Source organism: Maribacter caenipelagi, from assembly GCF_004364175.1.
GTDB lineage: Bacteria > Bacteroidota > Bacteroidia > Flavobacteriales > Flavobacteriaceae > Maribacter > Maribacter caenipelagi.
The window spans coordinates 110,753-123,858 of sequence record NZ_SNZW01000014.1; the positions used below are offsets into that span (position 1 = coordinate 110,753).

Consider the following 13,106-nt stretch of genomic DNA (forward strand, 5'->3'; position numbering starts at 1 on the left):
ATTAAAACTATTTATTAATTAGTACGTAATTACGTTAGCGACCTTTAATAAAGCCTATTAGGTCTATTCTATAGAATAAATACAAATCTGGAGGCTTACCTCTTGATAATTAATCTCGAAACACGAGTAAATACCAAAAATATGAAACTATGAAATATCAAAAGTATAGTATGTTTTGCAATAGCGATTTTCGCTCTAAGTTCATGTAAAGATCAAGCAAAAATGGATGCTAATAAAAAAGCAATGGAAGAAAAAGTGGCGATGGATGAAGCGAATGTTAAAGCTAGGGAAATGAAAATGAAAGAAGAGGCTAAGCAAAAAGAAATGATGGCAACTAGTATTACTGAAGTAGCAAGTAATAATCAAGAACTATCAACATTGGTTTCTGCAGTTAAAGCAGCCGATTTAGATAAGATGTTATCTGAGCCTGGTAGCTATACCGTATTTGCGCCATCAAATAATGCATTCGAAAAATTGCCTAAAAACATGTCTATTGCAGAATTGGGTAAGCCAGATAATAAAGAGCTATTGACTAAGATTTTACAATATCATGTTGTTTCTGGTGTAATTACTAGCGATAAATTAGTAGAAGCTATTAACGGTGCAAATGGTAAGTATACTTTTACCACAGTTGGTGGTAAAGAACTAACTGCAAGTTTGAAAGGGGAAAAAATTACGTTGAAAGATGAGAAAAGAAATAAAACAGAAGTCGTTTTAGGAAATGTAAAGGCTTCTAATGGAGTCGTTCATGTAATTAACGACGTGCTTTTAATGAAGTAAACTCTAAACTTCTATGAATAAAAAAAGAGGACCCAATGGGTCCTCTTTTTTAAATTATTTATGTAAAAAGCTATTACTCTTCGCTACTTAAAACATCACTTAATTCTAATGCTTCATCCATTGAATTATCAACAGGTACTGAATCTTTTAAAACATTGAATTTCTCTACTCGTTCCATATCATCTTCTTCTCCCGAAAAATATGGAAAAACATCCATAATTGGAGATTCTGCTATTGAAGGCACAGAGTATTCGCCCATGGTATCTTTCATTACACTAATAGTATTATCGTAAGCTTCTTTAACGTCATTCGCCTGTATTAACAAATACATGTTCGTTTTACGTTCTTTTCCACTTTCTTCATCGAAAGCAATTAATGACACCTTAGATTTAAACCATCTGTCTGAATTTTCGAACGGATGAATCTCGGCAAAATTAGCGACCTTAATATTGGTGATTTTAATTTCTTCTGTATCGCTTAAGTAAACTGACATCTCTTCCGTAATTCTACTTTCGGCTTCGGTATAAGAAATGGCATCAACCAAAAAAGGCTCTGTTTTTACCTTTAACATTCCTGAAGCTTCGTCTAGCTTTCTATATTTTATTTTACACTCGTACCAAGTTGCACTCATAATTTCCTTTTATTTTGGGGTGCTAAATATACTTCTTAGTCATTGTTTGAAAAGCCAAAAAACGCAATAGATATTCACAATTTAATGGTTGTGAGTATAGTCTCCTTAAAATTAGATACTTATAGGTTCTTCGTGAATTTTAGAAGTTTTAAATAATTGTATAGTATAAAAATGGAAAAGAATATTAATTAAAACAATTCATCTTTTACGCGGTCATAGTACGAATCGCTTACGGGTATTATAACATCTGACAGCAGTAAATCTCTACCTTTTAAGCCGGTTACGCTGTTCTTATTTACGATATATGATCTATGCACTCTCATGAACATAGCACTTGGCAACTCTTGTTCTAAGGCTTTTAAACGTTGATTACTTATGATTTTCTTATTAGCCATATGAAAAGTAACATACTCACTATCGCTTACGATATACTGAATATCTTCAAACTTTACCTTATGCAAATCATAGCCAGATTTTATAGTAATAAAATCTGACTTTTCTACTATTTTATTGGTTTTTACCTTATTTACGGCAGTAACAAAACGTTCGAAGGTTATAGGTTTTAAAAGATAATCGACAGCATTTAATTCATACCCTTCTAATGCATATTGAGAGTATGCAGTGGTGAAAATTATCTTGGTGTTTGAACCTATCATTTTGGCAAAATCGGTTCCTTTGACCTCTGGCATCTGTATGTCCAAAAACAAAAGATCTACTTGATGATCCTTCATTAATTGTAATGCCTCTAGCGGGTTTTCAGCTTCGCCAACTAAATTCAAAAAATCTAATTTTTCGATGTACGTTTTTAGTAGCGCCCTTGCCAATTCTTCATCATCTACAACAATACAATTGATACTAGCCATTTAATTGAAGTTTTAAATTTACCTTAAAAGCCTGTGAAGTTTCATTTATGGTTAATTCATGATGATTGGGATATAATATAGCCAATCGCTTTTTTACATTCTCGATACCAATACCACCTACGTCATCTTTTATAACATTAAATTCTGGTTTACTATTCTCAATTTCAAAATCAATACTTGCTGTAGTTGAAATGATAGTCAAATTTATAAACGTACCTGTAATTTTTTCAATATTACTATGCTTTAAGGCATTTTCCAAAAAAGGAATCAATAACATGGGTACTATTTGAACATTTTGATTTTCAATAGAAAAAGAAGTAGTAATAGGGTAGGTTTTGCTACTTTTTAGAGAAAACAGTTTGATGTAGTTCTCTATATAATCTATCTCTTTGTAAAGAGGTACAATTTCTTGTTCACATTCATACAATACATAGCGAAGCATGTCTGATAAATAGCTAATGCTTTTTTGCGTTCTACCTGAATCTATGGCAGATAAGGCATAAATATTGTTCAGCGCATTAAATAGAAAATGTGGATTAATCTGTGATTTCAACAGCTTTAATTCTGTCTGTAATGCTACATTTTTATTGATGATTATTTCTTCTTCTTTACGTTTGGCAAATAAAAATATTTCTGCCAATGTCGCAATAACATAAGCTATTGCAATTAATAATACGTTGATGAAAAACCGCGAAGGTGGTCTGGGGTTTCCTGATAGTGACTGACCATCTTCAAATCTTGGTCCGGGTCTTGGTCCAGGTCTTGGCAACCTTCCCATTTCTCCCTCAATACCTAATATAGAATTTGGTATTATTCTGGTTAAAATTAAGGTGATTACGAGAATTATTACTATTGAGACTATAGTAAATGCCACATACTTTTTCTTCAGTAAAAGTTGCGGTACGGTATAGTATATTAATATAGCAATAACCAATATTTGAAAGAGTAGTGCCATAAAATTCTCACCGGCAAACTGAGAATCTCCACCACTGAAAATCCATGCCGTTGCCCAGATAAGAAGCCATAACGCTACGTGAAATATAAAAATCTTATGTCTATTCATGATGCAAATAAAAGCATTAATATTTCAAACAACCTTCGATAACGAGTTGTTAATAAGGTCAAAATAAATTGTTGGTTGTTTATTTAGAACCATTCACTTAAAAGTAAACGGCAGTCACTTAAAACGTGCATCTGGTGTTGAAGATTCGTACACCTTTGTAAACAAATTATTAATCATTAAAAATAAAATATGAAACGTAATACATTAACAAAAGGGCTATTATTTGCCATGTTAGTAACTTTTGGTACTGTTACCGTAAGTGCGCAATCTAAGGGTGAAAGAAAAGAACCGCCTACTTATGCGAAGCTTATAGAAGACATGGATAAAAATGAAGACGGTTTACTATCTAAAGATGAAATTAAAGGTCTTTTAAAAGATGATTTTTCTAAAATCGATACCGATGAAGATGGGTTCATTTCTGAAGAAGAATTCGAAAAAGCACCAAAGCCAAAAGGAAGAAATAGAAACTAAGTTTATGTAATTCTAAAAATTAAGACATGAGCCATAAAAATATCAGAGTTGTTTTTCCAATTAAAAAAATATTGCTTTTCTTAATTATTCCTTCTTTTATGGCTTGTAGAGATAATGATAACATTTCTGATATCGATCCAGATAATGAAATTGCAGAATAGGTAGTGAAAATAACTACCAAAGTATATGATACTGATTTTGAAGCTACAGATTCGACTGTGGCAATTCAAAGTAAAAATGCCGACCCAGATTTTGAAAAGGCATCTGAAGATAATGCAGTAAAACGTATTGAAATCGCTATAACCGAAGACCATTGAAACATTATGTTAGTTAACATGTCATCTCTTTATAATTCATTTAAAAGTTCTAGCTAAGGCACACCAGTTAGTAGTATCGGAAAATTAAAGGGTATTCACTGAAAACTTCGCTTCATCTACTGATTTGCACATATTCGTGTGCGTTAAGTACTTAGCATTGTATTAATTATAAATAGAAACTTAGCTCAAATTAAATATTATGAAAAAAAATAGTCTAAAAAAAATTCCCCAATTGTCATTTGTTTTGGCATTATCATTCATTGCTTTAATCGCATGTAGTAGTGATAGTGTTGATGATGAAATTACGGAAGACATTGCCAATAATGATGACGCTGACGATGATTCTGAAGAAGTCGTAACAGAATTACATGCCGCTTATGCTGCTTTTAACTCAGATGCTGTAACTGTTTATTTAGATGGTTCTGAAGTAGTTATCGAAACTACGGGGTTACCTAATCATGAAACAATTTATTGGGGAGAAGGAAACTCTCTTTATAAAGAAGAGCCAGATGTAGCCCTTACACCAAGTATTATGTCCAGTAATAACAATGCTACAACCATTCGTGTTGATGCTACCCCAAATTTGACAGGTAGTACGGTACAAACAGAATTAGGCACCATTGGTATTGCGGTTAGCGGATCTTCTTTATTTAACGACCAAGAAGGTGGTGGCGCATTGGATCAAGCTGCGGCAAGTTTAGATTGGACAGGAGCACATATTGGTCCGGGTGTGTATCATTATCACCTAGAGCCAAAGGCTTTTACCAATGATGACGATAACCTAGTAGGTATATTATTGGACGGAGTATTTCTCTACGGAAGAAAATGTAGTGCTACCGGAGATTATCCTACGGATTTAGACGCTTCCGGCGGTCATACTTCTATAACTCAATATTCAGATGGTGAAGAAGAATATCACTATCACATTATTAACGAAGTATATTCAACCACTGGATCTTATTTAGCATTTGCAGGTCCTTTTCAAGGATATTAAAAATGAGAATCCTCAACTTCCATATTATTTTGTTTGTTCTGGTTTTACAACTGGGCTGTAATACTACACCCAAAACTGAAGCCAAAACAATAGAACCTGTGACCATAAAACAGGAAACAAAATTTAAGGAAGAATTGACACTCAATCAATTAGAAGGTACTTGGTATTACAAAAACTCACCTTATGATGGTTATGCTTTAACCTTACATGAAAATGGTTCTTTGGCGGAAAAGGTGGGTTTTATAAATGGAAAGAGAGAAGGAGTTGCCAAAAGATGGTCAGCTAATGAAGTACTTCGCGTTGAATACCATTATAAAAACAATCGCCTTGAAGGTTCTTATAAAACTTGGTGGGAAAACGGACAATTAGCACAAGAAGCCAATTATGTTAATGGCAAGATGCATGGTGTAGAGAAAAAATGGTATGCAAACGGTCAATTGGCGAAAGAAAGACAATTGGTCAACGGTAAGGAAGAGGGGCTACAAAAAGCTTGGCTACAAAACGGTACATTATATGTCAATTATGAAGCTAAAAACGGACGTATATTCGGGTTACGAAGAGCAAATTCTTGTTACCAATTAGAAGATGAAGTTGTGGTTAAATCAGAAAATGAAGCATTATGAAAAAGACCATATTATATATAGCTACCTTAATTCTTTTTTCTGCTTGCAAACAGACAGTAAAAAAAGAGAACATACAGGTTAATGAGACTAGTAGGGTAGAGTACTTGCCTTATTATAATGATGAGTCTTTTACTCCACATTGGTTAACCCCAAATACTGAAGAAGAAAAACAATTTCACAAAATTCCTGATTTTAAGCTGGTTGATCAGTTAGGAGATACATTGACCCAGAAGTCTTTCGAAAACCAAATTTATATAACTGATTTCTTTTTTACTACTTGCCCTGGTATTTGTCTTAAAATGACAAATAATATGACCAAGGTACAAGAGGCATTCTTAGACAACCCTGAGGTTGCTATTTTATCGCACTCCGTAACCCCGTCAATCGATTCCGTTTCTGTATTGAAGACATATGCTGAAAAGAACGGAGTTATTGATTCTAAATGGCACTTGGTTACCGGCGATAAAACTGAAATTTACAACTTAGGCAGAAATGAATATTTTGTGGAAAACGACTTAGGAATTCCAAAGGACATAAATGATTTTCTGCATACAGAGAATTTTCTACTTATTGATAAAAACAGGCACATACGTGGCATTTACAACGGACTCAACCGTGCCTCAATAGCGCAATTGATAACTGATGTGGATGCTTTGCTAGAAAAGAGTTAAAAATACATGGCGGGCTAAGTTTAGCTTATTTTGAAGGCATGAACTTAATTGTTCCCCGATGGTGGAATTATTTACGGAGTTGTTTTAATCTATCTATTGCGTTTTGATTTGAAGGATTTAATTCCAACGATTTCTTATAACTATTAATAGCACTTTTATAATCATTATTATAAAAATAAGCTTCGCCTAAACTATCATATAAGTTAGCTGATTTAGGATATAAATGTAATGCTAATAAAAAAACATTAACGCCCTGTTGTGCTGTTTTAGGATTAAAGGATAATCGTAAACCTAGAGTGTTGAGCATTCCTTCTTTAAGTTCTAACTTTGGATGTATAACAGTAGTTTTTTGAAATAACGAAATTAAATCTTGATAACCTTGGTTAAGTGCCAAATCAATAAAATCCTGATAATTGAACTCTCTTATTTCAGCAGGTTTACTTTTTTTTGAAACCAACGTTTCAGAAAAGCCATTTTCTTTTATGATGTTTTCAATAAACTCTGTGCCTGTTTTTTTATCTTTTAAAGTCATAGCTAGAAAATTCAAAGTATGTTCGGATAATAATTTATAGGAAGCCATAATTTTATCATCACTTTTATCCTGTCTTTTATCTCTATTCGTAAACAAAACACCAAAAGTACTGAAATAGGAATGGGTTAAATCGTGAAATCTATAGCTGTAAATAGTACTGTACCGCAAAGAGTCAAATAATATATACTCATAATTTACATTTGCAGAAATTTTATCGCTAATCAATACTTCTTTTGGAATTTCTTTTTGGGCAAAATGAATATAAGGAACATTGAAATCATCTAAGTTAAAATAAGCTGATTTTTCAAGAACAGAATAATTATATCTTTCAGTACCATCTAAACTAACCAAAGCCTTTATACGCTGATTTTTCATAACCGTTATAGCATTTGATAATCCGCCAAAGCTAAAACCCATAAGTGCTATTCTTTCCACATCAATATTCTCATATTTATTTATTTCCTTTAAAAGAAACTCCACATCCCTAGATTGAGTTTCCATATCCTTTGTAGTTCCACCTTCTAGGTACCTGGTCTCCGTTCCTCTTGAAGGACTAGAGATCACGACAAAACCATTACTAGCCAAATATTCGAACATGGCAAAATTTTCTATTGATGAAGCTTGATAACTAGGTGCATACACAATGACGGGAAATTTCCCCTTTAAAAACTTAGCGTTAGAAAAAGCGCTAACATTTTCCATTAAATGCAATTTGTTTTCTGGTGTATTCCATAAATACGGAAACCAATCCAATAAAAATTCATCTGGTAAGTTTTTCCACTCTTCTTCTTCTTTTAAGACTTTTAGATAATCTAAAACAATTAACGAGTCTGATTTTTTTTCAATTGTTGCGGGATACCAAATACTAATTGGAATAGGTCTGTTGATATATTGATTGTTAAAGCCATTATGTACTCTAAAGGTTCTTGTACTATCAATAGCATTATAATGTTTAAATCCCACAGTAAACATTCCATTGTCAAAATTAATATCTTTCAAAGAAGTTTGTCCATAAAATAAAATGGTAAAAAAAAGATAAAGGAATAATATAGTAAACCGCATGATTCTTCGATTAGCATTCGCCAGTAAAGATGTTTTATTTTTAATTTTGTTACAGTTAATATATTAATATGCAATAAGTTAACCTAACTAAAATATCAAAATATAAAACCTATATTGTAAATTATGAAGAAATAAACAATAACAATGAACAAGATAGTTTATTACGTAGCTATTTCTATTGACGGATTTATCTGTGGACTCGATGGTGATATCAGCGGATTTGTAGGTGAGGGTAGTGGGGTCACAAAATATATGTCAGATTTAAAGGGATTTGAAACTACGATCATGGGTAAAGACACCTATGAATTTGGATATGCCTACGGATTAAAACCTGGGCAGCCAGCGTATGCGCACATGCAGCATTATATTTTCTCTAAATCTTTACAGTTCGATAGTAAAAGTGATCAAGTACATATTATTTCTGATTACGACTTAGACAAGATTAAAGAACTGAAACAAAACTCAACCACAGATATTTACTTATGCGGAGGTGGCGTTTTTGCCGGATGGCTTTTCGATAATCAACTTATAGACGTCATTAAGGTTAAAATCAACCCCTTGATTTTAGGAGCTGGTGTACGATTATTTGGGGAATCTACATCTGGTTATCAATTAGTACTCACGGACACCGAATCTTATGATGGCGGACTGGTATTTAATACGTATTCTATAAATTATAATTCGTAATATTTTAAAACAAAATAGTCCAGAAAACCAAGTGATTTTCTGGACTATTACCTAACAACCAAACTAAACTTCTTATTTCAGTGCTGCCAATAACTTCTCTGCCACCAATTCAGATGATGCAGGATTTTGACCTGTAATTAAATTACCATCTTGAACCGCATATGCTGCCCAATCTTCTTTTTTAGAATAGATACCTCCATTTTCCTGTAACATGTCTTCTACCAAGAAAGGAACAACATTCGTTAACTGAACGGCTTCTTCCTCTGAATTGGTAAAACCGGTAACTTTTTTGCCTTTTACCAAAGAATTACCGTCTGTACCAGAAACTCTTTTAAGCGCTGCAGGTGCATGACAAACAAAAGCGATAGGCTTTTCTTGTTCGTTAAATGTTTCTATTAGCTTTACAGAAGTAACATCATTAGCCAAATCCCATAAAGGACCGTGGCCACCAGGGTAGAAAACCGCATCAAAATCACTCGCATCTAAATCTGAAAGTACTTTTGTGTTCGCAATTACATCTTGTGCCGCTTTATCTTCTTTATAACGCTTTGTATCTTTTGTTTGAGCGTCCTCAGTATCACTACTAGGGTCAATCGGTGCTTGACCACCTTTTGGTGTTGCTACAGTAATTGTAGCTCCTTTGTCTAACAGGGCATAATAGGGAGCAGCAAACTCCTCAACCCAAAATCCTGTTTTTTTTCCTGTGTTCCCTAATTCATCATGAGACGTTAATACAAATAATATTTTCATGTTTTTTGTTTTTAGTTATTGATTAATAGTTGGTCTTTAAACTAGACCTTAACTATCATTTTTCCTTTATTTTTACCATCCATCATATCCAAAAATGCTTGTGGCGTATTCTCAAATCCTTCTACTATGGTTTCTTTGTACGTTAATTTACCTTCACCTAACCATGTAGATAATTGTTTCATTGCCTGTGGAAATTTGTCGGCATAGTTACTTACAATAAACCCTTGCATCAATGCACTGTTCTTTACCAAGAAAGGTTGAACGGCAACCGCCATTGGTATTTCGGTTTTGTTATACACTGAAATTGCTCCACATATAATTATTCGTGCAAACTGATTTATGTTGAACAATACGGCATCAGATATTGGTCCGCCAACATTATCAAAATAAATATCTACTCCGTTAGGTGCAGCTTCTTCAATTGCCGCTTTCATATCGTCAGTAGTTTTATAATTGATACCGTGATCAAAACCGAATTCCAATTTTAGCATATCAATTTTTTCATCTGTTCCGGCTATTCCTATAACGTTCAATTCGAGAATTTTCCCGATCTGTCCTACAACACTACCAACCGCACCTGCTGCGCCAGATACTACTAGAGTTTCACCTTTTTTAGGTTTTCCAATTTCATGAAGACCTAAATAAGCTGTTAAGCCGGTCATACCTACTATACCTAAAAAAGCACTTAAAGGAGCCTTACTTTTATCCACTTTCTGTAAGCCTTCTCCGTTCGAAATTTGTTGTTCTTTCCATTCCAATAATCCGGATACGAATTCCCCTTTCTTATAATCTTCATGTTTAGATTCCAATACTTCTGCTACGATACCCGAACTGATTGGCTCACCAACTTTAAATGGTGGTACGTAAGATTTAGCATCGCTCATTCTACCACGTAAATAAGGGTCTACCGATATATATTTTGCCTCTAACAAGACTTCACCTTCAGAGACGGTTAAATCATTGTCCAACTCTTTAAATTCAAAATCGGACAGGGTAGGAGTACCTACCGGACGTTGTTTTAAATTAATTGACTTGCTCATAAGTTATGTTTTAATTTTTATAATAATTTCTAGCTGAAATTTTGGTCAACCCTCATTAAATAAGGTATTGATCTATTGAAAATTCCTTTGTATTTATGTTTGACTATAACTACAGTTCAAAGGTATTCAAAAAAAGAATGAACATTCATTTTTTAACATAGGTTTATAGAATGAACCATAATTACGGTCTAAAAAAAAGCACCTGTTTAGGTGCTTTTTAATATTCAAATAGTTAATCCATAATCATGATGGACTTCACATTGACAAATTCTTTCATACCAAATCCTCCATGTTCGCGTCCATAACCGGAATCTTTTACTCCGCCAAAAGGCATACTTGGTTCTGCCAATCCGAAGGAATTTATAAATACCATTCCCGTGTCAAAATGTTTCTCGGCTAGTTCGGTAGCTTTCTCAATATTCTTAGAAAAAATTCCTCCACCTAGACCAAATCTACTATCATTCGCTATGCGCATAGCATCTTCGTCGTCTTTCGCTTTTATCAAAGAAGCAACAGGACCGAATAATTCATCATCATACGCTGGCTGACCTGGTGAAACATTACCTAAGACTGTAGCAGGGTAGAAGTAGCCTTCTCCATTTGGTATTTTTCCACCACATAAAATTTCGGCTCCCTTATCCACACTTTCCTGAACTTGATCGTGAATTTTTTCTCTTAAATCTTCACGAGCCATAGGTCCTAATTCAGTTTCCTCTTTTTTGGGATCTCCAACTTTTAAGGCATCCATAGCCTTTACGAATTTCTCTTTGAATTCGTCATAAACTTTCTCAGTAGCAATAAATCGTTTTGCCGCAATACAAGTTTCTCCATTATTGTAGATACGGCCCATAACGCTTTTTTCTACGGCTAAATCTATATCTGCATCTTCTAAAACCAAGTAAGCATCGTTACTACCTAATTCAAGTACCGTTTTCTTTAGTTGCGCACCTGCTTTTTCTCCTATTTTCTCTCCTGCAACTGGGCTACCGGTTAAAGTTACCCCTCTAACTAATTTATGCTCTATTATCGCATTAGACTGTTCGTGCTCAATAACCATTACGTTAAAGAGTCCGGCAGGTAAACCAGCGGTATCAAATATAGTTTTCAATAACTTGGCTGTACCAGTTACATTAGAAGCATGTTTTAGCAAAATACTATTACCAGCCATTAGATTTACAATAGTGTAACGTAGTACTTGATAACTTGGGTAGTTCCAAGGTTGAATACCATATATAATGCCTATTGGAGAATAGGTTATAATTCCTTTTCCTCCGCTAGGTAAATCTCGTTTTTCGTTCTTTAAAAATTCCGGGGCGTTATCTGCAGAGTATTCACAAATCGATGAACATAGGTCAACTTCATGCTCACTTTGAGAAAGTAGTTTACCCATTTCATCGGTCATTAACTCAGCAAGTTCTTTCTTATAATTTTGAAGTTCTTTACCAATAGACTTTATAATCTCGCCGCGCTCTTCAATAGATTTCATTTTCCATTTTAAAAACGCCTTATGAGATTGTTGTATGCTTTCCTTTACTTGGTCATCTGTCATATAAGTATGAGAGGTAATCTCTTTACCCGTAGCAGGATTTATTGTTTTGAATGTATTTTGTTTTGTTGTCGTTGACATATATTATGCTATTAAAATTAATATTATTGTTGTTCACTTGGCACTAAGTAAACATCATTGATATTAACTCTTGCAGGCTGAGTTAATACATAGTAAATGGAATTTGCAATATCTTCTGCTTCTAATGTTTCCATTTTCTGCATTTCTTTAATCTCCTCTTGAATATCCTCATCAGAAATGGTACTCGTTAAATTAGTTGCTACTGCACCTGGTTCTATAGATGTAATATTGATTCCATATTTAGGCGCCAATTCTTGACGTAATCCTTCCGAAAACATTTTTACAGCAGATTTTGTAGCGCAATACACTGCACCACCAGGAAAATACCTATTCGCAGCCATTGAAGAAATGTTGATGACATTACCGCCTTTATTTTCTTTTAAGGCTGGTAGCACTGCTGCAACCCCATTAAGTACTCCTTTAATATTGACATCTACCATCTTATCCCATTCATCTGTTTTTAATTTTTCTACGAATGAAAGCGGCATTAAACCTGCATTGTTAATAAGACCAGATATTTTGCCGTATTCATTTTTTGTTTTCGAAACAACCTTTTCAAAATCTTCTTTCTTGGTCACGTCACCTGTCACTACAATGGCTTCTCCACCTTTTTTAGTGATTTCGGACTTTAGATCGTTCAATTCATCTTCGCTTCTGGCCATTAATACTACCTTGGCACCGTTATCCGCCAGCTTGATTGCTGTTGCTCTACCAATTCCGCTAGATGCACCAGTTATAATTATTACGCTATCTTCTATTTTCATTGTGTTTTTATTTGATTTATCACAATATAGAAGCTATAATCGGCTAGTATTGACCATAAGAATTTAACTATTGACGGATATAGTATTGCGCTACATTTTCACCTATTCAAGTCAAAAAAACGGTGGTAATTACAACTGATCAAAGGATATACTAGAAATTATAGATTTATTAAGACCATTACTGATTTAAATGCTCTTAATTTGGTGCCTTATTTCTTTTTCTAGCTAAAG

At 33.8% G+C, this 13,106-nt stretch carries 16 protein-coding genes; 8 read left to right on the forward strand and 8 right to left on the reverse strand.

The annotated features are described in order from the left end of the window. Positions 1-222: 222 nt before the first annotated feature. The gene (locus tag DFQ03_RS08395) at positions 223-780 is read left to right on the forward strand and encodes a fasciclin domain-containing protein (RefSeq protein ID WP_133672732.1); all 558 of its coding nucleotides are present in this window, start codon (positions 223-225) and stop codon (positions 778-780) included. Positions 781-853: 73 nt separating this feature from the next. On the opposite strand, the gene DFQ03_RS08400 is transcribed toward DFQ03_RS08395, so the two are convergent. From DFQ03_RS08400 to DFQ03_RS08410, 3 genes are all read right to left on the reverse strand, one after another. Further along, positions 854-1,411: a DUF4494 domain-containing protein gene (locus tag DFQ03_RS08400; RefSeq protein ID WP_133672733.1), complete on the reverse strand. Its 558-nt coding sequence runs from the start codon at positions 1,409-1,411 to the stop codon at positions 854-856. A 188-nt stretch (positions 1,412-1,599) separates the two neighbouring features. After that, positions 1,600-2,274 (reverse strand): LytR/AlgR family response regulator transcription factor, encoded by a 675-nt coding sequence (locus DFQ03_RS08405; protein ID WP_133672734.1) that lies wholly within the window; start codon positions 2,272-2,274, stop codon positions 1,600-1,602. Beyond that, complete coding sequence (locus tag DFQ03_RS08410; protein WP_133672735.1) at positions 2,267-3,337, reverse strand: sensor histidine kinase; 1,071 nt, start codon at positions 3,335-3,337, stop codon at positions 2,267-2,269. The genes DFQ03_RS08405 and DFQ03_RS08410 overlap by 8 nt, the downstream gene beginning before the upstream one ends. A gap of 189 nt (positions 3,338-3,526) precedes the next feature. On the opposite strand from DFQ03_RS08410, the gene DFQ03_RS08415 reads away from it, so the two are divergent. The 6 genes from DFQ03_RS08415 to DFQ03_RS08430 all read left to right on the forward strand — a co-directional run bounded on the left by DFQ03_RS08415 (position 3,527) and on the right by DFQ03_RS08430 (position 6,413). Next, on the forward strand, positions 3,527-3,808 hold the full coding sequence (locus tag DFQ03_RS08415; protein ID WP_208295902.1) for an EF-hand domain-containing protein: 282 nt from the start codon (positions 3,527-3,529) through the stop codon (positions 3,806-3,808). A gap of 26 nt (positions 3,809-3,834) precedes the next feature. Further along, entirely contained in the window at positions 3,835-3,969 is a 135-nt protein-coding gene (locus tag DFQ03_RS19140; protein ID WP_262711557.1) for a hypothetical protein, read from the forward strand. Between the two features lie 3 nt (positions 3,970-3,972). Next, a complete protein-coding gene (locus DFQ03_RS18795; protein WP_166637452.1) occupies positions 3,973-4,125 on the forward strand; it encodes a hypothetical protein in 153 nt (50 codons plus the stop codon). 199 nt (positions 4,126-4,324) lie between these two features. After that, positions 4,325-5,119, forward strand: coding sequence for a YHYH protein (locus DFQ03_RS08420; protein WP_133672736.1), 795 nt, complete (start codon positions 4,325-4,327; stop codon positions 5,117-5,119). A gap of 2 nt (positions 5,120-5,121) precedes the next feature. Then, positions 5,122-5,742, forward strand: coding sequence for a toxin-antitoxin system YwqK family antitoxin (locus DFQ03_RS08425; protein ID WP_133672737.1), 621 nt, complete (start codon positions 5,122-5,124; stop codon positions 5,740-5,742). After that, complete coding sequence (locus DFQ03_RS08430) at positions 5,739-6,413, forward strand: SCO family protein (protein ID WP_133672738.1); 675 nt, start codon at positions 5,739-5,741, stop codon at positions 6,411-6,413. Before DFQ03_RS08425 ends, DFQ03_RS08430 begins: the two co-directional genes overlap by 4 nt. Before the next feature lie 67 nt (positions 6,414-6,480). On the opposite strand, the gene DFQ03_RS08435 is transcribed toward DFQ03_RS08430, so the two are convergent. Beyond that, positions 6,481-8,007 carry a tetratricopeptide repeat protein gene (locus tag DFQ03_RS08435; protein WP_133672739.1) on the reverse strand — a complete coding sequence of 509 codons (1,527 nt, stop codon included), beginning with the start codon at positions 8,005-8,007 and terminating at the stop codon, positions 6,481-6,483. Between the two features lie 144 nt (positions 8,008-8,151). On the opposite strand from DFQ03_RS08435, the gene DFQ03_RS08440 reads away from it, so the two are divergent. Then, the gene (locus DFQ03_RS08440; RefSeq protein WP_133672740.1) at positions 8,152-8,694 is read left to right on the forward strand and encodes a dihydrofolate reductase family protein; all 543 of its coding nucleotides are present in this window, start codon (positions 8,152-8,154) and stop codon (positions 8,692-8,694) included. A 72-nt stretch (positions 8,695-8,766) separates the two neighbouring features. On the opposite strand, the gene DFQ03_RS08445 is transcribed toward DFQ03_RS08440, so the two are convergent. From DFQ03_RS08445 to DFQ03_RS08460, 4 genes are all read right to left on the reverse strand, one after another. Next, entirely contained in the window at positions 8,767-9,444 is a 678-nt protein-coding gene (locus DFQ03_RS08445) for a type 1 glutamine amidotransferase domain-containing protein (RefSeq protein ID WP_133672741.1), read from the reverse strand. Between the two features lie 41 nt (positions 9,445-9,485). Then, positions 9,486-10,484: an NADP-dependent oxidoreductase gene (locus DFQ03_RS08450; protein WP_133672742.1), complete on the reverse strand. Its 999-nt coding sequence runs from the start codon at positions 10,482-10,484 to the stop codon at positions 9,486-9,488. A gap of 232 nt (positions 10,485-10,716) precedes the next feature. Continuing rightward, the gene (locus DFQ03_RS08455) at positions 10,717-12,111 is read right to left on the reverse strand and encodes an NAD-dependent succinate-semialdehyde dehydrogenase (RefSeq protein WP_133672743.1); all 1,395 of its coding nucleotides are present in this window, start codon (positions 12,109-12,111) and stop codon (positions 10,717-10,719) included. Between the two features lie 23 nt (positions 12,112-12,134). Next, complete coding sequence (locus DFQ03_RS08460) at positions 12,135-12,875, reverse strand: SDR family oxidoreductase (RefSeq protein ID WP_133672744.1); 741 nt, start codon at positions 12,873-12,875, stop codon at positions 12,135-12,137. Between the last annotated feature and the right edge of the window lie 231 nt (positions 12,876-13,106).

Coding starts and splice junctions, on each gene's coding strand:
- DFQ03_RS08395 (WP_133672732.1), top strand. CDS start 223: ATGGATGCTAATAAAAAAGCAATGGAAGAAAAAGTGGCGATGGATGAA.
- DFQ03_RS08400 (WP_133672733.1), bottom strand. CDS start 1,411: ATGAGTGCAACTTGGTACGAGTGTAAAATAAAATATAGAAAGCTAGAC.
- DFQ03_RS08405 (WP_133672734.1), bottom strand. CDS start 2,274: ATGGCTAGTATCAATTGTATTGTTGTAGATGATGAAGAATTGGCAAGG.
- DFQ03_RS08410 (WP_133672735.1), bottom strand. CDS start 3,337: ATGAATAGACATAAGATTTTTATATTTCACGTAGCGTTATGGCTTCTT.
- DFQ03_RS08415 (WP_208295902.1), top strand. CDS start 3,527: ATGAAACGTAATACATTAACAAAAGGGCTATTATTTGCCATGTTAGTA.
- DFQ03_RS19140 (WP_262711557.1), top strand. CDS start 3,835: ATGAGCCATAAAAATATCAGAGTTGTTTTTCCAATTAAAAAAATATTG.
- DFQ03_RS08420 (WP_133672736.1), top strand. CDS start 4,325: ATGAAAAAAAATAGTCTAAAAAAAATTCCCCAATTGTCATTTGTTTTG.
- DFQ03_RS08425 (WP_133672737.1), top strand. CDS start 5,122: ATGAGAATCCTCAACTTCCATATTATTTTGTTTGTTCTGGTTTTACAA.
- DFQ03_RS08430 (WP_133672738.1), top strand. CDS start 5,739: ATGAAAAAGACCATATTATATATAGCTACCTTAATTCTTTTTTCTGCT.
- DFQ03_RS08435 (WP_133672739.1), bottom strand. CDS start 8,007: ATGCGGTTTACTATATTATTCCTTTATCTTTTTTTTACCATTTTATTT.
- DFQ03_RS08440 (WP_133672740.1), top strand. CDS start 8,152: ATGAACAAGATAGTTTATTACGTAGCTATTTCTATTGACGGATTTATC.
- DFQ03_RS08445 (WP_133672741.1), bottom strand. CDS start 9,444: ATGAAAATATTATTTGTATTAACGTCTCATGATGAATTAGGGAACACA.
- DFQ03_RS08450 (WP_133672742.1), bottom strand. CDS start 10,484: ATGAGCAAGTCAATTAATTTAAAACAACGTCCGGTAGGTACTCCTACC.
- DFQ03_RS08455 (WP_133672743.1), bottom strand. CDS start 12,111: ATGTCAACGACAACAAAACAAAATACATTCAAAACAATAAATCCTGCT.
- DFQ03_RS08460 (WP_133672744.1), bottom strand. CDS start 12,875: ATGAAAATAGAAGATAGCGTAATAATTATAACTGGTGCATCTAGCGGA.